The sequence below is a fragment of the Pigmentiphaga litoralis genome (assembly GCF_014651835.1).
Taxonomy (GTDB): domain Bacteria; phylum Pseudomonadota; class Gammaproteobacteria; order Burkholderiales; family Burkholderiaceae_B; genus Pigmentiphaga; species Pigmentiphaga litoralis.
This window is the reverse complement of sequence record NZ_BMXQ01000001.1, coordinates 3,498,122-3,521,509: the sequence shown is the minus strand read 5'-3', so window position 1 is coordinate 3,521,509 and position 23,388 is coordinate 3,498,122. Positions and strand designations below refer to the sequence as shown.

Annotated in this window: 24 protein-coding genes; 18 read left to right on the top strand and 6 right to left on the bottom strand. The window is 65.6% G+C overall.

Annotated elements, in window-relative coordinates; genetic code table 11:
• The first annotated feature begins 153 nt into the window (after positions 1-153).
• The 5 genes from argS (at position 154) to IE116_RS16025 (ending at position 4,446) form a co-directional block, all read left to right on the top strand.
• Complete coding sequence (gene argS / locus IE116_RS16045) at positions 154-1,839, top strand: arginine--tRNA ligase (RefSeq protein WP_189613953.1); 1,686 nt, start codon at positions 154-156, stop codon at positions 1,837-1,839.
• Positions 1,840-1,846: 7 nt separating this feature from the next.
• Complete coding sequence (locus tag IE116_RS16040; protein WP_229828216.1) at positions 1,847-2,494, top strand: SPOR domain-containing protein; 648 nt, start codon at positions 1,847-1,849, stop codon at positions 2,492-2,494.
• Positions 2,495-2,655: 161 nt separating this feature from the next.
• A complete protein-coding gene (locus tag IE116_RS16035; protein ID WP_229828215.1) occupies positions 2,656-3,258 on the top strand; it encodes a thiol:disulfide interchange protein DsbA/DsbL in 603 nt (200 codons plus the stop codon).
• Positions 3,259-3,633: 375 nt separating this feature from the next.
• Positions 3,634-4,005 carry a hypothetical protein gene (locus tag IE116_RS16030; protein ID WP_189613951.1) on the top strand — a complete coding sequence of 124 codons (372 nt, stop codon included), beginning with the start codon at positions 3,634-3,636 and terminating at the stop codon, positions 4,003-4,005.
• 162 nt (positions 4,006-4,167) lie between these two features.
• Entirely contained in the window at positions 4,168-4,446 is a 279-nt protein-coding gene (locus IE116_RS16025; protein WP_189613950.1) for a hypothetical protein, read from the top strand.
• A 30-nt stretch (positions 4,447-4,476) separates the two neighbouring features.
• Here the strand turns inward: IE116_RS16025 and IE116_RS16020 are convergent, their stop codons facing one another.
• Positions 4,477-5,379: a LysR family transcriptional regulator gene (locus IE116_RS16020; RefSeq protein WP_189613949.1), complete on the bottom strand. Its 903-nt coding sequence runs from the start codon at positions 5,377-5,379 to the stop codon at positions 4,477-4,479.
• 89 nt (positions 5,380-5,468) lie between these two features.
• Between IE116_RS16020 and IE116_RS16015 the strand changes: the two genes are divergently transcribed.
• The gene (locus IE116_RS16015; protein ID WP_189613948.1) at positions 5,469-6,260 is read left to right on the top strand and encodes an NAD(P)H-dependent oxidoreductase; all 792 of its coding nucleotides are present in this window, start codon (positions 5,469-5,471) and stop codon (positions 6,258-6,260) included.
• A 137-nt stretch (positions 6,261-6,397) separates the two neighbouring features.
• Here the strand turns inward: IE116_RS16015 and IE116_RS16010 are convergent, their stop codons facing one another.
• On the bottom strand, positions 6,398-7,867 hold the full coding sequence (locus IE116_RS16010) for an FAD-binding oxidoreductase (RefSeq protein ID WP_189613947.1): 1,470 nt from the start codon (positions 7,865-7,867) through the stop codon (positions 6,398-6,400).
• 151 nt (positions 7,868-8,018) lie between these two features.
• Between IE116_RS16010 and IE116_RS16005 the strand changes: the two genes are divergently transcribed.
• Positions 8,019-8,783, top strand: a complete 765-nt coding sequence (locus tag IE116_RS16005) for an SDR family oxidoreductase (RefSeq protein WP_373303007.1) — start codon at positions 8,019-8,021, stop codon at positions 8,781-8,783.
• Positions 8,784-8,813: 30 nt separating this feature from the next.
• The gene (locus IE116_RS16000) at positions 8,814-10,514 is read left to right on the top strand and encodes a SulP family inorganic anion transporter (protein WP_189613945.1); all 1,701 of its coding nucleotides are present in this window, start codon (positions 8,814-8,816) and stop codon (positions 10,512-10,514) included.
• A 121-nt stretch (positions 10,515-10,635) separates the two neighbouring features.
• Here the strand turns inward: IE116_RS16000 and IE116_RS15995 are convergent, their stop codons facing one another.
• Complete coding sequence (locus IE116_RS15995; RefSeq protein ID WP_189613944.1) at positions 10,636-11,688, bottom strand: MBL fold metallo-hydrolase; 1,053 nt, start codon at positions 11,686-11,688, stop codon at positions 10,636-10,638.
• A gap of 71 nt (positions 11,689-11,759) precedes the next feature.
• Between IE116_RS15995 and IE116_RS15990 the strand changes: the two genes are divergently transcribed.
• The 8 genes from IE116_RS15990 (at position 11,760) to def (ending at position 18,100) form a co-directional block, all read left to right on the top strand.
• The gene (locus IE116_RS15990) at positions 11,760-12,200 is read left to right on the top strand and encodes a MerR family transcriptional regulator (RefSeq protein WP_189613943.1); all 441 of its coding nucleotides are present in this window, start codon (positions 11,760-11,762) and stop codon (positions 12,198-12,200) included.
• A 32-nt stretch (positions 12,201-12,232) separates the two neighbouring features.
• Complete coding sequence (locus IE116_RS15985) at positions 12,233-13,414, top strand: acetyl-CoA C-acetyltransferase (RefSeq protein ID WP_189613942.1); 1,182 nt, start codon at positions 12,233-12,235, stop codon at positions 13,412-13,414.
• Positions 13,415-13,548: 134 nt separating this feature from the next.
• Entirely contained in the window at positions 13,549-14,535 is a 987-nt protein-coding gene (locus IE116_RS15980; protein WP_189613941.1) for an NAD(P)H-dependent flavin oxidoreductase, read from the top strand.
• A gap of 5 nt (positions 14,536-14,540) precedes the next feature.
• Complete coding sequence (locus tag IE116_RS15975) at positions 14,541-15,338, top strand: IclR family transcriptional regulator (RefSeq protein WP_189614696.1); 798 nt, start codon at positions 14,541-14,543, stop codon at positions 15,336-15,338.
• A 55-nt stretch (positions 15,339-15,393) separates the two neighbouring features.
• Entirely contained in the window at positions 15,394-16,410 is a 1,017-nt protein-coding gene (gene ybiB / locus IE116_RS15970; RefSeq protein ID WP_189613940.1) for a DNA-binding protein YbiB, read from the top strand.
• A 68-nt stretch (positions 16,411-16,478) separates the two neighbouring features.
• Positions 16,479-16,904 carry a CbiX/SirB N-terminal domain-containing protein gene (locus IE116_RS15965; RefSeq protein WP_229828214.1) on the top strand — a complete coding sequence of 142 codons (426 nt, stop codon included), beginning with the start codon at positions 16,479-16,481 and terminating at the stop codon, positions 16,902-16,904.
• A 31-nt stretch (positions 16,905-16,935) separates the two neighbouring features.
• The gene (locus IE116_RS15960) at positions 16,936-17,556 is read left to right on the top strand and encodes a glutathione S-transferase family protein (RefSeq protein WP_189613939.1); all 621 of its coding nucleotides are present in this window, start codon (positions 16,936-16,938) and stop codon (positions 17,554-17,556) included.
• 13 nt (positions 17,557-17,569) lie between these two features.
• A complete protein-coding gene (gene def / locus IE116_RS15955) occupies positions 17,570-18,100 on the top strand; it encodes a peptide deformylase (RefSeq protein ID WP_189613938.1) in 531 nt (176 codons plus the stop codon).
• A gap of 102 nt (positions 18,101-18,202) precedes the next feature.
• Here def and IE116_RS15950 read toward each other — a convergent pair whose 3' ends face one another.
• Positions 18,203-18,586 (bottom strand): hypothetical protein, encoded by a 384-nt coding sequence (locus IE116_RS15950; protein WP_189613937.1) that lies wholly within the window; start codon positions 18,584-18,586, stop codon positions 18,203-18,205.
• Between the two features lie 269 nt (positions 18,587-18,855).
• Here IE116_RS15950 and prpF point away from each other — a divergent pair, with 269 nt between their 5' ends.
• Positions 18,856-20,025, top strand: coding sequence for a 2-methylaconitate cis-trans isomerase PrpF (gene prpF, locus IE116_RS15945; protein ID WP_189613936.1), 1,170 nt, complete (start codon positions 18,856-18,858; stop codon positions 20,023-20,025).
• Between the two features lie 40 nt (positions 20,026-20,065).
• Here the strand turns inward: prpF and IE116_RS15940 are convergent, their stop codons facing one another.
• Both IE116_RS15940 and IE116_RS15935 read right to left on the bottom strand, forming a co-directional pair.
• On the bottom strand, positions 20,066-21,289 hold the full coding sequence (locus tag IE116_RS15940; protein WP_189614694.1) for an alpha-hydroxy acid oxidase: 1,224 nt from the start codon (positions 21,287-21,289) through the stop codon (positions 20,066-20,068).
• Positions 21,290-21,353: 64 nt separating this feature from the next.
• Positions 21,354-22,349 carry a Bug family tripartite tricarboxylate transporter substrate binding protein gene (locus IE116_RS15935; RefSeq protein ID WP_229828213.1) on the bottom strand — a complete coding sequence of 332 codons (996 nt, stop codon included), beginning with the start codon at positions 22,347-22,349 and terminating at the stop codon, positions 21,354-21,356.
• Positions 22,350-22,510: 161 nt separating this feature from the next.
• On the opposite strand from IE116_RS15935, the gene IE116_RS15930 reads away from it, so the two are divergent.
• Positions 22,511-23,380 (top strand): LysR family transcriptional regulator, encoded by an 870-nt coding sequence (locus IE116_RS15930; RefSeq protein WP_189613935.1) that lies wholly within the window; start codon positions 22,511-22,513, stop codon positions 23,378-23,380.
• Positions 23,381-23,388 lie beyond the last annotated feature (8 nt).

Sequence of the window (23,388 nt, the reverse complement as noted above, 5' to 3'; positions counted from 1 at the left end):
TGTGTCAGGCAGGGTCTGACAAGCGGTTTACACCTGGCATGAGCCACCTGGAATCCGTCCGCCAAAACACCACACCGGCGCCTCGCGCGTTAGTCCCCGACGCCTGCGGCTGTTAAGATTGCCCTCTTACTTACCCCCGCGATGTCCTATTCCATGCTCCCCGAGCAACAGGTACAACTTCTCAGCCTGATCGGCGCCGCCGTTCAGGCCGTTGCCCCCGAGGCGACTCCCACGCTGCTCCTGGAACGCCCCAAGGCTGCCTCTCATGGCGACGTGGCGACCAACGTGGCGATGCAGATCGCCAAACCGCTCAAGCGCAATCCCCGAGACCTCGCACAGCAGATCGTCGAATCCCTGATGGCCCAGCCGGGCGCCACCGCGTTGATCGCGAGCGCCGAGATCGCGGGTCCGGGCTTCATCAACCTGCGGATCGCCCCCGCCGCCAAACAGGCCGTGATCGACGCCATCCGCGTGCGCGGCGCTGAATTTGGCCGCGCGCCGTCCATCGGCCGCAAGGTCATCGTCGAATTCGTTTCCGCCAATCCGACCGGTCCGCTGCATGTGGGCCATGCCCGCCAGGCCGCCTTGGGCGACGCGCTGTGCCGCCTGTTCGGCGCCGGCGGCTGGGATGTGCATCGCGAGTTCTATTACAACGACGCTGGCAACCAGATCCATAACCTGGCCGTCAGCGTGCAGGCACGCGCGCGCGGTATCGACACCACGCACCCGGACTTCCCGGCTGACGGCTATCGCGGCGAATACATTGCCGAGATCGCCCAAGACTTCAAGGCCGGCAAGACGGTGCAGGCGGCCGATGCCGAACCGGTCACCGCGTCGGGCGATGTCGAGAACATGGAAGACATCCGGCGCTTTGCGGTGGCCTACCTGCGCCGCGAGCAGGACCTGGACCTGGCCGCGTTCGACCTGAAGTTCGACAACTATTACCTGGAAAGCTCGCTGTACACGTCGGGCCGTGTCGACAACACGGTGCAGCGGCTGATCGACAGCGGTCACACCTACGAGAATGAAGGCGCGCTGTGGCTGCGCACGACCGAGCTTGGCGAAGGGGACGACAAGGACCGCGTCATGCGCAAGTCCGAAGGCGGCTACACCTACTTCGTGCCCGACGTGGCCTACCACGTCACCAAATGGGAACGTGGCTACACCAAGGCCATCAACATCCAGGGCTCCGACCACCACGGCACCATTGCGCGCGTGCGGTCGGGCCTGCAGGCGCTGGGCGTGGGCATCCCCAAGGGCTACCCCGACTACATCCTGCACAAGATGGTCAAGGTGATGCGCGGCGGAGAAGAGGTCAAGATCTCCAAGCGGGCGGGCAGTTATGTCACCCTGCGCGACCTGATCGACTGGGTCGGCCGTGACGCCGTGCGCTTCTTTCTGATCCAGCGCCGCGCCGACACCGAATTCGTGTTCGACGTCGACCTGGCGCTCAAGCAGACCGACGAAAACCCGGTGTATTACATCCAGTACGCGCACGCCCGCATCTGCTCTATCCTGAACAGCTGGGGCGGCGATGTGGCCACGCTGGCCCAGGCCGACGCATCGCTGCTGGTGGCCGAACGCGAATTCCTGCTGATGCAGCGCCTGGCCGAATTCCCCGGCATGCTCGGCATGGCCGCGAACGACCTGGCGCCGCACCACGTGGCCTTCTGGCTCAAGGACTGCGCGGCTGACTTCCATGCCTACTACAACGCCGAACGCGTGCTGGTGGACGACGAAGCGCTCAAGCTGGCGCGCCTGTCGCTGCTGGCCGCCACCCGCCAGGTACTGGCCAACGGCCTGAGCCTGCTGGGCGTGACCGCGCCCGAACGGATGTGATCTCTCGATGCCCCTGAACTCTCCTCGCCTGCGCAGGCAACACGGCGGCACCATGTTCGGCCTGATCGCCGGGCTGCTGGTCGGCCTGGTGGTTGCGGTGCTGGTGGCGGTCTATGTGAACAAGGCGCCCGTGCCTTTCGTGAACAAGAGCGCACGCGTTCCGCCCACCAGCCAGCAGCCGGTCGACCCCGCCAACGCGCCCGACCCCAACCGCAGCCTGTATGGCAAGGACGCGCCGGCCGGTTCCGTGCCGCCATCGAGCGGCCCGCCAGCCATCTCGGCCCCGCCACCGGCGCCGGTCCCCAACGCACGCCGCAACGACGACCCCATTGCCAGTTTCTATACCGGTCCGGGATCGTCCAGCCAGACGCCGCCGGCCGCCCGTACGCCGTCCTCGCCGTCAACGCCCGCGGTTCCGGAAAGCACGGGCACGTACTATCTGCAGGTCGGCGCATTCCGCGTGATCGAAGATGCCGAAGCGCTCAAGGCGCGGCTGGCGTTCATGGGCTTCGAGGCCCGGCTGGAAACGGCCGACGTCCCGAAAGGCACCGTCAACCGCGTGCGGCTCGGCCCGTTCGCCAAGCTCGATGACATGAACCGCTCGCGCGCGCGCCTGGCCGAAAACGGCATCGAAGCGGCGGTGGTGAAAAAGTAGGAAGGAACTCGGGCCTGCCAAGGCGGGTCCGACTTACACGCGCCCATGTGGCGGCACAAGGGTGCCGCCCGGGCCGGCACTTGCATACATAGGGAAATTCCATGATCGGTCGTCGTTCTGTTAGCCGTCTTCTGACGGGTCTTGCGTTTGCCGCGGCTTCCGTGGCCCTTCTGCCGTCGATGGCTTCGGCCCAGCAATTCCGTGAAGGCACGGAATACACCCGCCTGGCGCAGCCGCAGCAGACCGAGTCGCAGGGCAAGATCGAAGTCACCGAGTTCTTCTGGTACAGCTGCCCGCACTGCAATGCGCTGGAACCCAGTCTTGAAACCTGGATCAAGAAGCAGCCTGCCGACGTCGTGATCAAGCGCGTGCCGGTCAAGTTCAACGCCGGCATGGAACCGCAACAGCGCCTGTACTACACGCTGGAAGCGCTAGGCAAGGTCGACCAGCTGCACCGCATGGTCTTCAGCGCGATTCACGAGCAGCGCCAGCCTTTGAACACGGCCGACCGCATCGCCGACTGGGCGCAAAAGAACGGCCTGGACAAGGCGCAGTTCACCGCCGCGTATAACTCGTTTGGCGTGCAGTCCAAGGTGCAGCGCGCCGCAAAGCTGTCGGAGTCGTACAAGATCGACGGCGTGCCGACCCTGGCCATCAACGGCAAGTATCTGACGTCCCCGGCGCAGGCAGGCAGCAATGCCGCGGCGCTGCAAGTGGCGGACTTCCTGATTGCGCAGGCGCGCAAGGAAGGCGGCGCAAAGTAAGACGGGTTGCGTCTCCCGGCTGTGTGCCGGGAGGTGGGGCTGACCTGCGTGTGCACAACACCTCGAAGGTGGGACGGATGTCCTCGCTTTCGGGGTGTTTTGTTTTGGGGGGACGGGGAACAGGGGGATCAGCACAGGAGTACCAGCACAGGGACTCGGGCGATACGCAGGGGCGGGCGTACGGGGATGTACGGATGCGGGCATGGCGTTACATGCAGGGCTTGGGGTGCCGGCGCACCGCGCGCTGCAGGCGCCTGACGTAGTTCCCCGCATTTACCGGATTGGGCACGTCTCTATCATCGACGCGCTGTCGCCGCCCACCAGACTGCGGCGGCGCATCCACGTGCTTATCTCCCCTCTCTGAAAGGTCCGCCCATGAGCGAAGTCATCAGCCCCACCCTGCGGCGTTCCCTTGATCAACTGATTGCGATCGACGCGCGCAAGCATGCCGCGGATTCGGGCGCTCTTGCGTCTGCGGCATCGTCGGCACACGTCGCGGTCGATTCCGGCGTTGCCGGCCCCCGCACCACCCTGGACGTGCTGGACGCCCTGCCCAACGACGATGCGTGCCGTGTGGCGGCGCTGATGAGGTTGGGTCGCGGCGACTTTCCGACCTTTGCCGAAGCCTACGATTACGCCAAGCTGGACATGCAGATCCGCGGCAAGGGCACGCTGATCGCCACGATCGTGCAGAAGCCGTTGTTCGAACTGGTGCCGGCGGCATTGCGGAAGCTGAAGCTGGTTTGAGGCGGCGGCATGTACTAAGGGAGTCGCCGATGGCGGGAACAGACGGCGGGCGCAGACAGGTGCCATCCGATCCGCCGAGTTCGAACGATCGAGTCGGTTTCCGCGCATTTCTGACGTGCTTCTTTGTCCGCAAAATCGAGTTTCACTTACTGGGACGCGGACATGGCAAACGACGATACGGCTGCAGAATCAATGGCGCGCGCGCAGGCAATTGCTGAAACGGTGGTTGCCGATCCCCAGGGCGACCTGGTGATGATGCTCTTTCAACGACTCTATCTTTCCGGCGAGTCCGAGGACACTGTGCGAAACCGGCTGATTCGCGCCGTGACGCTGGCCCGGTCGATCATGGACGAGCCACCCCAGCGGGCGATCATCGCGATTTTTGGCAAGACGTGTATCGAGGCGGACGTACGGGCGGATCCTCTGTCCCGCAGGCGGTGATCGGGGCATGGCTGCGGGGCGCGGCGCGGATCAGGGGACGGATGTGCACGTCGCCACGAGCTCGCGCAACCAGACATGCGCCGGATCGCGGTGACACCGGTCGTGCCACAACATCGCCATCTCGTACCCCGGTACGTCTACCGGGGCGTCCACCACGGTCAGTCCCGGCTCGTTGCGCACCAGCCGCCAGGGCACCATGGCAACCAGGTCGGTCTGTGCCAATACTGACCGCATGAACAAAAAATGCGGCACCGACAGCGCCACCCGCCGGGCCAACCCTGCGGCGGCCAGCACGTCGTCGGTCACGCCGTGGAAGCCACCGCCATAGGTCGACACCAGGACGTGCTCGAGCTTGCAGAATTGCGCAATGGTGGGCCGGCGCTTCAGCTTGGGATGACCGGCACGGCCGGCCAGTACATACCGCTCTTCAAACAAGGTGCGACGATGCAGGCCGGCCGGGCTGTCGGCGGTCGTGTGGAACGCCAGGTCGATCGTGCCTTGTTCCGCGCGCGAAACGACCAGCGGTATCGACAGGGGCAGGACGGCAACCCGGGTGTCCGGCGCCGCCTTCCGCAATGGACCGAGGGTGGGCAGGACGATGGTGGATTCGGCATAGTCCGACGCGGCCATGCGCCATGTGTGCGTGGCCGTCGACGGATCAAAGGGTCGGGTCGGAAGCACCGCGCGTTCCAGCGCCGCCAGCGCTTCGCGCAAGGGTTCGCGCAATTCGTCGGCCCGTGCTGTCGGACGCATCCCGCGGGGTCCGGGAAGCAGCAACGGGTCGTTGAACACGTGCCGCAACTTGGCCAGGTGCACGCTGATCGACGGCTGTGAAAAGCCTAGACGTTCGGCCGCGCGCGTGACGTTGTGCTCTGCCAGCAGCGCGTCCAGCGTCAACAGCAGATTCATGTCCAGCCGACGCAAATTAATCATGGCAATACCTGGAATGTCAGCAATTCATTTCCACTATACCGACAACGCGCCTACGCTGCCTGCTTTCGTCGTCTTCTGGAAGCCGCATCATGAATGTTCTTATCGTCTACGCCCACCCCGAACCCCGGTCGCTGAACGGTTCGCTCAAGGACTTTGCCGTGGCCCATTTGCACGCAGCGGGCCATGAAGTACAGGTGTCCGACCTGTACGCCATGCAATGGAAACCGGAACTGGATGCGCGGGACAGCCTGGATCCGCCGGTGGACGGCCGGTTCGATGCGTCAGTCGATTCGCGGCGTGCTTTTGATGCGGATCGTCAGAGTGCCGATATCAAATGGGAGCAGGACAAGCTCCGCTGGGCCGACGTGCTGATCCTGCAATTTCCGCTGTGGTGGTATTCGATGCCGGCGATCATGAAAGGATGGGTCGACCGGGTCTACGCCAACGGCTTTGCGTACGGAGTCGGCGAACACTCGGACGCACGGTGGGGCGAGCGTTTCGGCGAAGGCGTGATGTCAGGCAAACGCGCCATGGTGATGGTGTCGACCGGTGGCTGGGAATCCCACTACGCACCGCGGGGTATCGGCGGGCCGATCGACGACATCCTGTTCCCGATTCAGCATGGCATCCTGTTCTACCCCGGCTTCGCGGTCCTGCCGCCTTTCGTGACCTACCGAACCGGCAAGATTGACGATGCCAAGTTCGCAGCGCTGTGCACTTCGCTGGGCGATCGGCTGGATACATTGTCGACGACACCGCCGATTCCCTTCCGCCCCCAGAACGCCGGCGATTACGACATTCCGGCGTTAACGCTGAAGGCAGACATTGCGCCGGGAGTGGAAGGGTTTGGCGCGCATCGTGCGGCGGTCGACGAGGGGTGAAGGTGTCTTGGCAGTCTGCTCAAGCAGCAAGACCAGGACGCATCATGCCCCTGGATCCGTGTGTGTCGCCCCTGCAATTTTCAGACGCAGAACGGGCAAGTCGCGCTTGTTATACAACATGCACTGCAGCAACCCGCTTACCGCTCCGGCCCGAACCACACCTGCCCCAGCACATGCCTGGGGTCGATCGCGGACTGCACGCGGCCGGCAAATGCCTGGACGGTGTCGGCCGTGTAGCGGTGGTAGAAACGTTCGTTGTAGGGGCCGACGCCGTGTTCGGCGCTGAAGCTGCCGCCGTAGCTGCGCACGACCAGGTCGTAGATCGCGATGCGCAGGGATTCGATGGTGGCGTCGTCGGGTTTCGGGTCCGCTTCCTTGGGCCAGACGATGTTGAAGTGGCAACCGCCGTCCGCCCAGTGGCCGAAGTCGTACAGGCGCAGGAACGGGAAGCGGGCGTCCATCATCGCGATGGCTTCGGCGCGGAAGGCGACCATGGCCGAGCGGGGCACGGCGATGTCGAACGCGATCAGCTTGCCCTGGTGACGGATGGATTCGCTGATGGAATGGCGGATCTTCCAGAGGTCGGGGCCGCCGTCCAGCAGGGCGTTGGCGACCAGCACATCGAAGTGCTGCTCCAGGAAGCCATTCAGCGCTTCCTGCAGGTCCATGCCCAGGGTGTCGCGGGACGCAGTGGCGCTCAATTCCACCAGCAGCATGTAGTCGGGTATCGGTTCAGGCGCAAAGGGGTTGGACACCGACGGCATGTGATCCAGGACGGCTTCGATGCAGGTCTTGGAGATACCTTCGTAGGCTGTCAGGAAGTCGCCGAATTCGCCTTCCAGGGCAATCAGCAAGTCCAGGATGGCATCCTGGCCGGTCGGCACGATCAGCGCGGTGGCCGTCTGGCGGGGCAGGGGATGCACCTGCAGGACGGCGCGCGTGATGATGCCGCCCGCGCCGCCGGTACCCACAAACAGCTGCTTCAGGTCGTAGCCGGTGTTGTTCTTGCGCAGGCCGGTCATCAAGTCGAGCACCTGACCCGGGGGATCCGCCAGCACGACTTCCAGGCCCAGCAGGTTGTGCCGCACGTCGCCATACCGCACCAGGCGCGAGCCGCCCGTATTGGTCGCGATCATGCCGCCCACCGACGGGTTGGCGCCCAGATCGATCGGAAAGCACAGGTTGTCGGCGGCCAGCTTCTCGTTCAGGTCCTGCAGCGTGACGCCAGCGCCCACGGTGGCGGTGCGGTTGGCGCGGTCCACGATGATGTCGCCGCGCAGTCGTTCCAGGCTCATCACCACCTGAAGACCCGTTTCGTTGGGCGTGCTGGCGGCGACCAGGCCGGTATTGGCGCCCTGGGCAATGAGCGGGGTGCCGGTGCGCAGGCACAGCGCGAGCACCTCGCCGATTTCGGTGGCTGACGACGGCCGCACCACGAAACCTGCCTTGCCTTCGCCATAGCGGGCGCCGATTTCGTACCGGAGCTTGTCCGCCGCTTCGGCAAAGACGTGTTCTTGCCCGACAATACGGACGAGTTCGGTGGCAAGTTCGGGGTGCAGACGCCCCGGGGCGCCAAGTGCGGAGGTATCGATCGTGTCGTTGGGCATGGCGTATTCGTGCAGGACAGCAACTGGGTCTTCGACTATACCTCGCGATGCCTCCGCTCGCAGGCAGCGAGCCTGGACGCTTTCGTCCAGGTCACCGCACGCAACGCCGATGCGGGCGGCTATCCTTGCTTCACATCCGGGAGACAGATTGATGTTCGTATTCATTACCGGCGCCAGCAGCGGCATAGGCGAGGCGCTGGCCCGCCAGTACGCGGCCCAGGGCGCCACCATCGGCCTGGTCGGGCGGCGCCAGCAGGCGCTCGACGCGCTGGCCGCCAGCTTGCCCGGCACGCATCATTGCTACGCCCTGGATGTACGCGATCGGAACGCGCTGCACCAGGCCGCCGCCGATTTCCAGGCGGCGTGCGGGCGTGTCGATCTGGTGATCGCCAACGCCGGGATCAGTGTCGGCACCCTGACCGAAGAGATGGATGACTTCGATGGCTTCAAAACCGTGATCGACACCAATCTGGTGGCCATGGTCGCCACCTTCGAGCCTTTTATTGCCGGCATGAAGGCGCGGCGGGCCGGGCAGCTCGTCGGGATCGCCAGCGTGGCGGGCATTCGTGGCCTGCCGGGCGCCGGCGCCTACAGTGCTTCCAAGGCGGCCGTGATCGCCTATTGCGAAAGCGTGCGCAACGAACTGGTGCATTACGGCATACGCGTGTCCACGGTGGCGCCGGGCTACATCCGCACGCCCCTGACCGCGCACAATCCGTACAAAATGCCATTCCTGATGGAGCCGGACGTGTTTGCCGAGAAGGCGGCGCGCGCGATTGCCCGTGGCACCCGCTACACCGTCATTCCATGGCAGATGGGTGTCGTGGCGCGGCTGCTGCGGCTGCTTCCGGCGGTGGTGTACGATCACTTCGCTTCCAGGGCGCCGCGCAAGCCGCGCGCCTCGCGTCCTTCCTGACGCGCCTGTCCGCTTCCTCCTCGCTGGTCTATGCACGCTTCCCTGCTTCGTTGGCTTCCTTTCCTGGCGTGGCCGCGCCCCACGTCCGACACGCTGGTGGCCGATGCGCGCGCGGGCTTCACGCTCGGGCTGATCCTGGTGCCGCAAGCCGTGGCCTACGCAATGCTGGCGGGCATGCCGCCCATCACGGGGCTGTACGCGGCGTTGATTCCGCCGGTCATCAGCGTGCTGTTCGGGTCGTGCCAATTGCTGGGCGCGGGCCCGGTGGCGCTGACGAGCATGCTGGTCGCGGGATCCCTGTCCGGGCTGGCCTGGGCGGGATCGCCGCGCTGGGTCGAATTGGCGATCTGGCTGTCCCTGATTGCCGGCGCCATCCAGATCCTGGTCGGCATGCTCCGCCTGGGCATGATCGTCAACTTCCTGCCGGCAACCGTCGTGGGCGCCTTTACGCAGGCGGCGGCGGTGCTGATCGTGCTGTCGCAGCTGCCCGCCATGCTGGGACTGGACGGGCGGGCCGTGGCCGACCTGTACCAGTCCGCACGATATGCCGACATCGCGTTTTCGGTCGACTGGGCAGGCTTTGCCTTTGGCGTCGGAACGCTTGTCTTCCTGCTGGCGCTTAAAAAGTACAGCAAGCGCATGCCGGTGGTGCTGGGCGCGGCGCTGGTCTGCGGGATCGTCAGCTGGTTGACCGGGTACGGAGCCAAGGGGGGCGCGGTGGTGGGTGCCCTTCCCGCCGGGTTGCCCGACTTTGCCGTGCCGGCCTTCTTGTCCTGGGAAGACTACCGGGCGTTGTTGCCCGCCGCGGCGGTGATCGCCATCGTCAGCTTTGTGGAAGCGCTCTCAAGCGCCAAGACCATCTCGCGCAGCAACCGCCAGCGGTGGGATGAAGACCAGGAATTCATCGGGCAGGGTCTGGCCAAGCTGACGAGCGCCTTCAGTGGTGCGTTTCCGGTCAGCGCGTCCTTCTCACGCTCGGCGCTCAACTTGTATGTGGGTGCTCGCACCGGCTGGTCGGCACTGTTTGCCTTCGTCTGCGTGCTGGTCAGCCTGCTGTTCCTGACGCCGGCCATTGCGCACCTGCCCAAGGCCTTTCTGGCTGCGGTGATCGTCGTCCCGGTCATGAACTTGGTTCAGCCCGCGTTTTTCGTGCGGCTGTGGCGCACGTCGCGGCCCGAGGCGGTCATTGCGGTCATCACCGCCATCGCCACCCTGATTTCTGCCCCGCAACTGCAGTGGGGCGTGCTGGTCGGCTTCATCCTGTCGCTGAGCTACTTCATGTACGGCCGCGCGCATCCCCGCATCATTGAAGTGGGGGTGCACGAAGACGGTACCTTGCGCGATCGGGCGCGGTTTGCACTCGGCGCGCTGGCGCCCGACGTGCTGGCCGTGCGGATGGATGCCGCACTGAGTTTCGTGACCGCCACGCCGCTGGAACACTTCATCATGACGCGAGTGCGCGCCGATCCGTCCATCAAACGCGTGCTGATCTATGCCGGGCCGATCAACAGTATCGACACCACCGGTGTGGACACACTGAGCTATCTGGTGGGGAATCTGCGGGAGCAGGGCGTCGAGGTCTATCTGGCGGGGCTGAAGAAGCAGGTGGAAGACGTGCTGGTCGCGTCAGGGGCCATGGCGATAATTGCGCCGGGCAATCTGTTTCGGACCGAACGGGAGGCGATTCACAGCCTGGTGCTGCCGGCGGGCGCGGCCGCGCAGGCGCATTGACATATCGCGATCGATAGCCAGGCGGACTGCGTCCTGACCGTGGGCGGACTGCGGCAACGCTATGGCGCCGCGCCCGCTGACGTGCGGCCGCTCCCTTCGACGCATCAAGCGGTCAACGCTCTCAAGCCGCCTGAAAGCGGATGACGCCGTCCTCACCCGTGATCCGCTTGACCTTTCCCGAATACATCAGCATGTGCAGATGAGCAATTGATTCGCCCAGGGCAAACGTCATCTGGTGCAGGTCCAGCTTGCGCCTGAACAGCACCGGGACGATATCAAACGCACTCTTGGGCTCGGCACAGGCTTTCACCACGCGCGCCAGATGCTCGGCATGATGATCATGCTGCTGCTGGATGCGGGTGTGGATGCCGACAAACGGCCGGCCATGGGACGGCAGGGTCAGCGCGTCATCGGGCACGTCAACATAACGTGACAATGAATCCAGGTAATCCTGCAGCGCGTTGCCCTGCGGCTCTTCGCTGTTCACGCTGACGTTGGTCGAAATGCGCGGCAGGACCATGTCGCCCGAGATCACGACGTTCAGAGACTTGCTGTAGAACGACGCATGTTCCGGGGCGTGGCCGTAGCCGATGATGACCTGCCAGTCGTGGCCGCCGATCGGCACGATGTCGTTGTCGACGATACGGATGAAGCTGGACGGTACCTTGGGCACCAGTTGCGAGTAGTAGCTCTTGCGCTTGCGCACGCCGTCCAGGTCTTCCGGATGGGTCATGCCATGGCGTTCGAAATGCCGGGCGAGCCGCTCGCCGCCGCCGCCCGAATCGGCGCCGCAATACAGCTGCGCAACCACGAAATCCGTCATGGTCATCTGCAGCGGTGCATTCCATTTTTCGGTCAGCCAGTGCGCCAGGCCGATGTGGTCCGGATGCATGTGGGTGACGATCACGCGCACCACCGGCAGCCCGTCCAGCTCGTTGGCGAACACCTGTTCCCACATGCCCATGACTTCGTCGCGGGACACGCCGCAGTCCACCACGGTCCAGCCATCGCGGCCTTCGTAGGTGTCGCGCATCAGCCAGACGTTGATGTGGTCGAGCGCGAACGGCAAGGGCAGGCGCACCCACCGGATACCCGGGGCAACCTCAATGGACGTGCCGGCGGCAGGGAGGGTATCGTTGAACGGATACTGCAGTTGGTGTTCGAGAGGGTTCATGCCGTCGATTGCTCCTGGACGCCTGGCCGCCTAGAATGGGGTTTACGTTTACGTAAAGTGCAAGTGTACCTATGTCGGCGCCCACCTACACGATTTCCGACCTGGCGCGCGAATTCGGCGCCACGGCCCGGGCCATCCGTTTCTACGAAGACGAAGGCATTCTCTCGCCCACCCGGGAAGCCTCGCAGCGCGTCTATTCCGCGCGCGATCGCACCCGCCTCAAGCTCATCCTGCGGGGTCGGCGGCTTGGCCTGTCCCTGGCCGAAATCCGCAACCTGCTCGACATGTACGATGAGCCCAAAGACACTGTCCCGCAATTGAAGGAGTTCCTGTCGGTGCTGAGTCAGCATCGGCAGATTCTCGAGCGCCGCCGCGAAGATATCGATCTCACCCTGGCCGAGATCGATGCCCAGGAAGCCATGGGTCGGCGAATGCTGGACCAGTTGAAGGAAGGTCCGTCGGAATACGGAAGCAAGAAGAAGAAGGCGGGTTCCCGCTCAGTTACCGCATAAGTGCATACCCTCTATCGAATCAGGAGTTTTCCATGTCCGATCCCGTCGTCATCGTTTCCATCGCACGCACGCCCATGGGTGGCATGCTCGGCGAGTTGTCCGCTCTGTCCGCCAACGAGCTTGGCTCGGTCGCCATCAAGGCCGCGGTCGAGCGCGCCGGATTGAAGCCGGAACAGGTCCAGGAAGTCATCATGGGCAACGTGCTGCAGGCCGGCCAGGGCCAGGCGCCCGCCCGCCAGGCCGCGCTGGGCGCAGGCCTGCCGCAGACCACCGCGTGCAGCACCATCAACAAGATCTGCGGCTCGGGCATGAAGGCCGCGATGATCGCGCACGATGCCCTGGTGGCGGGCAGCATCGACATCGCCGTGGCCGGTGGCATGGAAAGCATGACCAACGCGCCGCACCTGCTGCCCAAGGCCCGCCAGGGCATCCGCTTCGGTCACGCCACGATCTATGACCACATGGCCATGGACGGCCTGGAAGATGCGTACGACAAAGGCCGCGCCATGGGCGTGTTCGCCGAAGACTGCGCCGACAAGTACGCCTTCACCCGCGAGCAGCAGGACGCCTACTCGCTCGAATCCCTGAAGCGCGCCCGCGCCGCCATCGAAGACGGCAGCTTCGAATGGGAAATCGCTCCCGTCACCGTGCAGGGCCGCAAGGGTGAAGTCGTGGTCGCCAAGGACGAAGCGCCGGGCAAGGCCATGCCGGAAAAGATCCCGACCCTGAAGCCGGCGTTCAAGAAGGACGGTTCCATCACGGCCGCCAACTCGTCGTCGATTTCGGACGGCGCGGCCGCCATGGTCATGATGCGCGAATCGACCGCCAAGGAACTGGGCCTGAAGCCGCTGGCACGCGTCGTCGGCCACGCCTCGCATTCGCAGGAACCGAAGTGGTTCACGACCGCCCCGGTCGGCGCCCTGAAGAACCTGTTCAATAAAACCGGCTGGAAGGCGGATGACGTGGACCTGTTCGAGGTCAACGAGGCCTTTGCGGTCGTGGCGATGGCTGCCATCGAAGACCACAAGCTGGACGCCTCCAAGGTCAATATCCACGGCGGCGCCACCGCGCTGGGTCACCCGATCGGCGCCAGCGGCGCCCGTCTGTTGGCAACGTTGATCGGCGGTCTGCGCAAGACCGGCGGCAAGCGTGGCGTGGCCACCCTGTGCATCGGCGGCGGCGAAGCCGTAGCCATGGCCGTGGAAATGGTCTGATCGTTACGGTCCAGACCATCCGGCGCACAGCGCCGCGCGTCATGCCATGCTGATCTTCAGGGGATGACGCGCACTACCGGGCCGCGTCAGTTCCTGCGCGGCCCGGCCTTGTCTTTACGCCTCCGGGTATCCCCATGTCATTGCCTTCCGTACTCAGCCGCCTGCGGCTGCCTGTCGTCAGTGCTCCCATGTTCATCGCCAGCGGGCCCGAGCTGGTCGTGGCGCAGTGCCTGTCGGGCGTCGTGGGGTCATTTCCCGCACTGAACGCCCGCCCGCAAGCCGAGCTGGACCGCTGGCTGACGGCGATCGACGCCCAGTTGGCCGCGCACCGGCAGACGCATCCCGATGCCGTGATCGGCCCGGTGGCCGTGAACCAGATCGTGCATGCGTCCAACACCCGGCTCGAGGCGGACCTGGACGTGTGTATCGCGCACCGGGTGCCCATCATCATCTCCAGCCTGCGCGCGCCGGAATCGTCGTGGATCTCGCGGGTGCATGCCTATGGCGGCATCGTGCTGCACGACGTGATCAATGTGCGGCATGCCCAGAAGGCGCTGGAAGCCGGCGTGGACGGGCTGATCGCGGTCGCGGCGGGGGCGGGCGGGCATGCCGGCACCTTGTCGCCGTTTGCCTTGCTGGGCGAGATCCGCGCGTTTTTCGACGGTCCGCTGGTGCTGTCGGGCGCAATCGCGTCGGGCAATGCGATACTTGCCGCCCAGGCCGCAGGGGCCGACCTGGCGTATGTCGGCACCCGATGGCTGGCGACGCCCGAGGCGCGCATCAGCGACGACCATCGGCAGGCGCTGGTCGACGCGCGGGCCGCAGACGTCGTCTACAGTGACTTCTTCACGGGGGTAAGCGGCAACTACCTGCGTGCGTCCATCGTGGCCGCCGGCCTGGATCCCGATCATCTTCCCAAGGCGGACAAGAGCAAATTGAACACGCTGACGAAAACCGCTGACGCCGATCCCGCCAGCGGCGCAAAAGCCTGGCGCGACATCTGGGGCGCGGGGCAGGGCGTCGGCCAGATCGATGCCGTCATCCCGGCCGCGCAGGTGGCGGACCGGCTCGAACGCGAATATCTTGCGGCCCGCGCACGCCTGCTTGGAGGCGCCGCGTGACGCGCATGCATGCCTTGACGTCAGACGCGCCGGAAGATGTTCGCCCCGGCGACGCCTACGTGCAATCCTTTGCGCGCGGGCTGTCGGTGATTCGTGCGTTCAATGCGCGCCGCGCCGCCATGACGCTGACCGAGGTGGCCGAGGTATCGGGGCTGACTCGCGCGGGCGCCCGGCGCATCCTGCTGACCCTGGTGCAGTTGGGCTACATGACGAACGAGGGGCGGCTGTTCCGGTTGACCCCCCGTATCCTGGAACTGGGTTTTGCCTATCTGACGTCGATGCCTTTCTGGGATCTGGCCGAGCCGATCATGGAAGCATTGGCTGCCGAGGTGCACGAGTCGTGCTCGGCCACCGTGCTTGACGACGTCGATATCGTTTACGTATTGCGCATTCCGACCGGCAAGATCATGTCGATCAACCTGGGCATTGGCAGCCGCCTGCCGGCCTATTGTTCGGCGATGGGGCGTGTACTGCTGGCCGGCCTGCCTGATGAGCAGATCGACGCCGTGCTGAAACGGTCAGACCTGCGAGCCCATACGCCGCTGACGCTGGTGGACCCCGTGCAGCTCAAACAGGCGATACTGGACGTGCGCAAGCAGGGCTGGTCGCTGGTGAACCAGGAACTGGAAACCGGCCTGGTTGCGATCAGCGTGCCCATCCTGGACCGAAACGGCCGGACGGTGGCCGCGCTGAACCTGAGCGGGCAGGCCCACCGGATCACCGCCGACCAGATGCGCGAGCGCCTGTTGCCTCCCTTGCTGGCGGCGGCCGACCGCATCAACGCGTTGATGAAACGGGTGTGATGCCGGCGGTGTCCTTGCCGCGATTGAATGACGAACCCTTGGGAACCCAGTGAACATGAGCGCCACCCCCTTTTCCTGCGCCGCGCTGATGCGCGAGATCGGCCGTGGCAAAGACGGATCGCGCGCACTGTCGCGTGAACAGGCGCACAGCCTGATGGCAGCCATCTTCGACGGCGGCGTGAGCGACCTGGAGCTGGGCGCCGTGCTGATCGCCCTGCGCATGAAGGGCGAAGTCGCGGCCGAGATCGCCGGCTTTCTGGATGCGGTCGATACGCGATGCGTGGCCGTCACGTCGGGCAGCGACACACCCGTGGTCGTGCTGCCCACCTATAACGGATCGCGTCACGCCCCCAACCTGGTCCCGCTGCTGGCGCTGACGCTGGCGAAGGCAGGCATTCCGGTGATCATGCACGGCCAGGCGTCCGACCCGGCTGCGCAGGGTGCCGGGTCCAACAAGACGCGCATCACCACGCTCGAAATTCTGCAGCGCCTGGGCGTGTCCCCCGCCAGCAGCGCGGCCGAGGCGTCATCCCAACTGGCCGCCAACCGCCTGGCCTATCTGCCGCTGGGTACCGCGTGCCCGGGGCTGGCCCGGCTGGTCGGCCTGCGGCGGGTGCTGGGCGTGCGCAATGTCTCGCACACCCTGGCCAAGTTGCTGCGGCCGGTGGCCGGGCCCAGCCTGCTGCTGTCGGCCTACACGCATCCGGAATTTGGCGACATGCTGGGCGAGCTGTTCACGCTCAAACCGCAAGCCAGCCTGCTGATGCGCGGCACCGAAGGCGAAGCCGTGGCCAATGTGCGGCGACCGCAGGCCGTGGTGCAATGGCTGGGCGGCGTGCCAACAACCGTCATCGACGCCGCCGCCGGCAGTCCTGCCGAATTGCCTGCGCTGCCCGATCGCGATGCCGGCGCCACGGCCAACTGGATCCGCGCGGTGCAGATGGGCGAACAGCCCTTGCCAGACGCGATCGCGCGGCAACGCGATGCGATCGTGGCGACGGTCGGGCGGATCAAGGCGGGGGAGGCAGGCGGCGCGTTGCCCGAGATGGGTCTGTCCGGGGGCGCAGCATGAGCGGCCGGCCTGATACGCGTGATGAGATGGATGTCACCGCAGGGCTTGACGTCGCTGCGGCAAACGACATGAGCGACGTTTCCGATGCCGCCACCGCCCAGGGTGCCAACCCTCGCGCGATGATTCTGTTCGCCCACGGCGCACGCGACCCCCGGTGGGCCGAACCGCTGCATCGGCTGGCCGACTCGGTCCGCGCCCGTGAACCCGGACTGCCGGTGGCCGTCGCCTTCCTTGAGCTGATGACGCCGACCCTGCAGGACGCGGTCGACCTGCTGGCCGCCCAGGGCGCCCGGCAGGTCGACCTGCTGCCCGTGTTCTGGTCGGGCGCCGGCCACGTCGTGCGCGACCTGCCCGACATGTTGCGCGCGGCGCAATCCCGTCACCCCGGCATGCGCGTGCGCGTGCTGCCGGTGCTGTCCGACTTACCTGGCGTGCTCGATGCGGTGGCCGCGGCGGCGATCGATCTGGCACGAACCGACATCCACGACGCCTGACGCGTCCACCGCTACGTTTCGGAGACACTCAATGATCAAGATCTGGGGCCGCATCACATCGATCAACGTACGCAAGGTCGTGTGGGCCGCGCGCGAGTTGGGACTGGAGTTCGACCGCATCGACGTGGGCGGGGCCTTCGGCGGCCTCGACACGCCTGAATACATCGGCATGAATCCCAACAGCAAGATTCCCACCCTGGATGACAATGGCTACATCCTGTCCGAATCCAATGCCATCGTCCGCTACCTGGCTGCCCAGTACGGCAGCGGCAGCCTGTGGCCCGACGACACCCGCAAGCGCGGCGAAGCCGACCGCTGGATGGACTGGCAGGCCACCGAATTTGGCCCCGCCTCCACCCCCGTGTTCTGGCAACTGATCCGCACCCCTGAAGACAAGCGTGACCCCAAGGTCATCGCCGACTCCATCGCCGCGTGCGCCCGCCTGGGGCGCATCCTGGACCACGCGCTGGAAGGCCGCAAGCATGTGGCCGGCGACACCTTCACCATGGCCGACATCATCGTCGGCTGTGTGGCCGACCGCTGGCTCAACCTGCCGATCGACCGCCCCGACACCCCCAACGTGCGCCGCTGGTTCGACACCCTGGCCGCCCGCCCCGCCGCGCAGGGCATCCTCAACCAGCCCCTGGTCTGATTCCGGTACGCCCATGATTCGCGAGATCCTGAAGATGGGCGACGAGCGCCTGCTGCGCGTCGCCGCCCCCGTCACCGAATTCGGCACCCCCGAGCTGCGCGAGCTGATCGCCGACATGTTCGACACCATGCGCGCCGCCGGCGGCGTCGGCCTGGCCGCGCCGCAGATCGGCGTGGATCTGCAACTGGTGATCTTCGGGTTCGAGCGCAGCGAACGCTATCCCGACGCCCCGGCTGTACCGTTCACGATCCTGCTGAACCCGGTGATCACGCCGTTGTCGGCGGATGAGGAAGAGGGCTGGGAAGGGTGTCTGTCGGTACCAGGGCTGCGCGGTTCCGTGCCACGGTGGACGTCGATCCGCTATCAGGGCGTGGACCCGGATGGCGGGGTGATCGATCGCGTGGCGGACGGGTTTCATGCAAGGGTGGTGCAGCATGAATGCGATCATTTGATCGGGCGGCTGTATCCGTCACGGATCCGGGATTTCGGGAAGTTCGGGTTTACGGAAGTGCTGTTTCCGGGGTTGGATGTGGCGGACGACTGAACGGCAGCGTCGTTGACGCTCGTGCGGCCGGCATGTATGGACCTGCATTAATGGGCCTGCATTAATGGACCTGCGTGCATTGGCCGGCTTGAACGGACTACCTTACTTTGGCGGATAGGCGGAGGTGGGTGTACCGATCGGGCGCGGGCCGGCAAATTCCACGCCGCGTGCGCAGTCCACCATGGCAATCCAGACTTCATCGGGTTGATGCGTCCTGCGCACCACCACCTCTCGCAACCGCAGCCCGGTTTGTTTCATCGCAGGCCCCTGTTGGGGCTGGACCGGCGCGAACACGGGTCCGGTAAAGCCCGCCCATTTCGCAGGTTGGCGCTGCGCCATGCGCATCATGCTGTCGGTGATGAGGCCGTCGACCTCGGCCTGCGACCATGGCCCGCAATCGCGCGGAATGGTGGCCACGTCGTGATACCGCACGGCCATGAATGCCCCGACCACAATAAAGGGTGCCAGCATGACCAGCAGAGCCACCGTCCCAGCCAGCCACCACAAGCGTCGTTTCTGCTTCGTTGTAAAAGCCATTGATGTCTCGTGCGGAATATTGAGCAACGTTTAGAAAAGGCGTCGCCCAGATCGTAAGCCAGCCGTCGCCATCCGCACAGAGGGACCACCGTACAGACAGGCCGAGCATGGCCCGCCGCACAGGGGCAGGTCATTTGAACAAGCCTGTCACTTAGCTCTCATCGCCATCTCGTTGTACGATTCTTAGCTGCCTATCCATTGTCTTCAGTGAGTCCCGCATGACTGCCTTCGTTGCCCAACGTCCCATCCGTGCCCTGTACATGCGGGGCGGCACCAGCAAAGGCGTGTTCTTTCTGCCCGAAGACCTTCCCGCAGACCAGAACGCGCGGGACGCAGTGTTGCAGCGGGTGATGGGCAGCCCGGATCCCTACGACAAGCAGATCGATGGCATGGGCGGGGCGTCGTCCAGTACGAGCAAGGTGGTGATCGTGGGCCGCAGCGCGCGGCCGGACTGCGATGTGGATTACTGGTTCGGGCAGGTGGCGGTGACGGCGCCGCTGGTGGACTGGAGCGGCAATTGCGGCAACCTGACCTCGGCGGTGGGGCCGTTCGCGATCCATCGCGGGTTGATCGAGGCGCCGGCCGATGGCGTCGCCACCGTGCGGATCTGGCAGGCCAACATCCAGAAGCGGATCATTGCGCATGTGCCAATGCGGGGTGGGCAGGTACAGGAGCTGGGTGATTTCGAGCTGGATGGCGTAACGTTTCCCGCGGCCGAAATCCGCATCGAGTTCCTGGATCCCGGTGCCGACGATGGCGAGTCGGGGGCGATGTTCCCGACCGGCAATGTCGTGGACACCATGCAGGTGCCGGGTGTGGGCGAGGTGGTCGCAACGCTGATCAATGCCGGCAACCCGACGATCTTTGTGCACGCCGCGGCGATGGATCTGCATGGCGTGGAATTGCAGCCCGACGTGAACGGCAATGCCGGCTTGCTGCAGCGCTTCGAAGCGATCCGTGCGCACAGCGCGGTCGTGATGGGCCTGGCCGAGACGGCGGCGTATGCCACCGAAAAACGTCAGCACACGCCCAAGATTGCGTTTGTGGGCAAGCCTGCGCCGTACACGTCGTCCAGCGGCAAGGCCGTGGCCGCCAATGATATGGATGTGGCGGTACGGATCCTTTCAATGGGCAAGCTGCACCATGCCATGACGGGCACCGGCGCGGTCGCCATTGCCGCGGCAGCGGCGATTCCTGGCACGGTGGTGGCGGACGTGTTGGGCGGCGCACGCACCGGCATCCGCTTCGGACATCCGTCGGGCGTCTTGGCCGTAGGCGCCGAAGCGCAAGAGGGTGATGACGGGTGGGTCGTCACCAAGGTGACGATGAGCCGTAGCGCACGCCGGCTGATGGAAGGCACGGTGTGGGTGCCTGAAGATATCGGTTAAAGCAGCGGCGGGATCCTGCGCGCCTTGCACCCGCCCGCCTTCAACCCCGCCCCGGCATCCTCACCAGATGCCGTTCCGCGCGCAGTTCCGTGACGCTATTGACCCCCAGCATCGCCATGTTGCGCGAGACTTCTGCGGTCAGCAGCTTGACGCCGTGCTGCACGCCCGGCACGCCGCCGACTGCCGCCGCGTAGCCAAACGGCCGTCCGACAAACGCCATCCTGGCACCCAGTGCCAATGCCTTCAGCACATCCGTTCCGCGCCGCACGCCGCTGTCGATCATGACGGGCATATCCGGACACGCGGCCACGACCGCGGGCAGGGCGCGCAAGGGCGCGATGGCGCCGTCCAGCTGCCGCCCGCCATGGTTCGACACGATGATGCCGTCGGCACCGCAGTCACGCGCCATCCGGGCATCGTCGGCGCGCAGGATGCCTTTGACGATCAACCGGCCGCGCCATTGTTTGCGTATGGTGCGCAGGTCGTCCCATGCCAGGTGCCCACGTTCCGAAAAATCGCGCAGCACCGACGGCGACAGGATGGGGGCGCCGCGTGTCGCGTAGTTGTTTTCGAAGTGCGGCATGCCGTGGCCGGCCAGGGTGCGCAGGAACGTGCCGAGCAGCCAGCGCGGATGGCTGATGCCCTGCCAGGCCAGGCTCAGCGACGGCCGCAGCGGGGCGGAAAAGCCCATGCGGGCCGTGTTCTCGCTGTTGGGGGGAACCGGCGTGTCGACCGTGATCACCAGCGTCTTGAACGCGGTGCGCGCCACCCGGTCGATCAGCGCTTCGATCGCCCCCCGGTCCCCCGGCAGATACGCCTGGAACCACGCGCCCGGGTGCAAGGCCGCCACGTCTTCGAGCGGGATCAGGGACGATCCACTCATGATCATGGGCAGGCGTGATTCCAGCGCGGCGCGCGCCAGCACCAGGTCGCCCCGGTAGCTCGACAGCGCCGTCAGGCCCACGGGCGCAAAGCCAAAAGGCGCCGCGTAGGTTTCGCCGAACAGCTCCGTTTGCGTGCTGCGTTTGGACACGTCCACCATGACCTGCGGCATGAAGCCGTAGTCGGCATACGCATCGCGGTTGGCATCGAAAGCGGCGCCAGTTTCGGCGTACGAACACATGTAGCCAAAGACCGGACGCGGCAGGTGGCGGCGCGCGGCGGCTTCGAAGTCGTCCAGCGCAAGCACCTTGCGCAGCGCGCGCGGGGGGCGTGCAACGGTCTTTGCCCCCGAAGCCGGGGACCGCTGGGTAGCCGGAACCATGGGCGATAGTGCCGCGCTGTCTTTCATTGCCATTCCTTCGATCTCTTTGATTGCGTGACGCCGCTTATTCCGGCTTGATGCCGGCGCTCTTGATCAGACCCGCCCACTTGGTGCTTTCGGCGTCCATGTACTTGGCAAAGTCGCGGCTGCCGCGGCCTTCCAGCGTCATGCCCTGGTCGGTCATCTTGGCGCGCAGGTCGGTGTCGCTCAGCGCCTGCTTGACGCCTTGCTCCAGCTTGCCGACGACGTCTGGCGGGGTGCCGGCCGGTGCGTACAGACCGAACCAGGTCAGGGCTTCGAAGCCTTTCAGGCCGGACTCGTTCACGGTCGGAATGGTGGGGGCGCTGGCCGCGCGTTCCAGGCTCGACACGGCAATGGCGCGCAGCTTGCCGCTCTTGATGTAGGGCAGCAGGGTCGGCAGGTTGCTGAACATCAGCGGCACCTGGTTGCCCAGCACGTCGCTGATCGCATTGGCTTCGCCCTTGTAGGGAATGTGGACCATCTTGACGCCGGCCATCGACGCAAACAGCTCGGCGGCCACATGCTGCGGACCGCCCAGCCCTGACGAGGCGTAGCTCAGATCACCCTTCTTGTCTTTGGCGTACTTGATGACGTCCTGCACGGTGTGCAGCGGCAGGGACGGGTGCACCACCAGGACAAGCGGCACCGATGCCACCAGCGAAACCGGCACGAAGTCCTTTTTTGGGTCGACCTTCATGGTGGGGTACAGGCTGGGCGCCACCACCATGGTGGACTGCGTGCCAAGCAGCAGACTGTAGCCGTCGGGCTTGGCTTGCGCGACCGCTTCCGCTGCAATGATGCCGGTGGCGCCGGGGCGGTTCTCGATCACGAAGGGCTGGTGGAACGACTTGCCAAGCGCCTGGCCCAGCTGGCGGGCCACGATGTCCACGGCGCCACCGGCCGAGAACCCGACGCCCAGGGTGACCGGGCGGGTGGGGTAGGACGTGGCGGACTGGGCGAACGCGCCCGGTGCGGCCATGACGGCGCCCGTGGCGACAAGGGCGGCAAGCACGCGGCGGCGGGGGAAGCTGGGGGTCATGGTGTCTCCTGAGGGGTTGTCGATGCAAGGCGGTGCGGGGACTCTGTGGTCTTGTGCAGCCGCTGGACGATTCGATTGTCGGACCGACAGGAATCCAGCACAATTTCATTTTTATGGATTCAGAGTCCAGTTTTTATTCATTCCCAAACTTCAGGATCCCCATGGACACCCGCTTCCTGGACAGCTTCCTGATCGCCGCCGAATGCGGTTCCCTGGCCGAAGCCGCGCGGCGCATGAGCATCACGCCCACCGCCATGGCCCAGCGCATCAAGGCGCTGGAGCGCGAACTGGGCGTGCCGCTGCTGGTGCGGTCGGGCCGAGTGGTCCGCATCACCGAGGGCGGCGCACGCCTGCTGGATCGCGCGCGGGACTTCCAGCGCAATCTGCGGGACCTCAAGGCGACCGTGTCGGCCGATGGGCTGCCTGGCGGCCTGCGCATCGGTACCGTACGAACGGCCCTGTCGACCGTCATGCCTGACCTGTTGGAATACATCGCGCAGCGTTACCCGGCGCTCGACGCCAAGTTGGAAATCGGTGTGTCGCACGAGCTGTTTCATCAGTTGGGCGCCAACAAGGTCGACGCCGCCTTGGTCGTAGACCCGCCTTTCGCCTTGGCCAAATCCTTCACCTGGCGCACCTTGCGTGTGGAGCCGCTGGTATTGCTCGCGCCCGCCCACCTTGCCCACGAAGACCACGCGACTTTGCTTGCCCGCGAGCCCTTCATCCGCTACGACCGCCGCACGTGGGGCGGCGCGCTGGCCGAGCGGTACCTGCAGCAGAAAGGCTTGCGGCCGCACGAACGGTTCGAACTCGATTCGCCCGATGGCATCCGCGCCCTGGTGGCGCGCGGGCTGGGCGTGGCGCTGGTGCCCAACTGTTTCCGGCCCGAAACGACCCCGTCAAACGTGTCGTTGATCCATTTGCCCAGAAACCGGCTGGCGCGCCGGCTGGGGCTGATCTGGGCCACGCACTCGGTGTACGGGCGGCTGTTCAGCGAGATGACACTGCGAAACAGCCCGGCGGAGAGCTGAGCTTCACG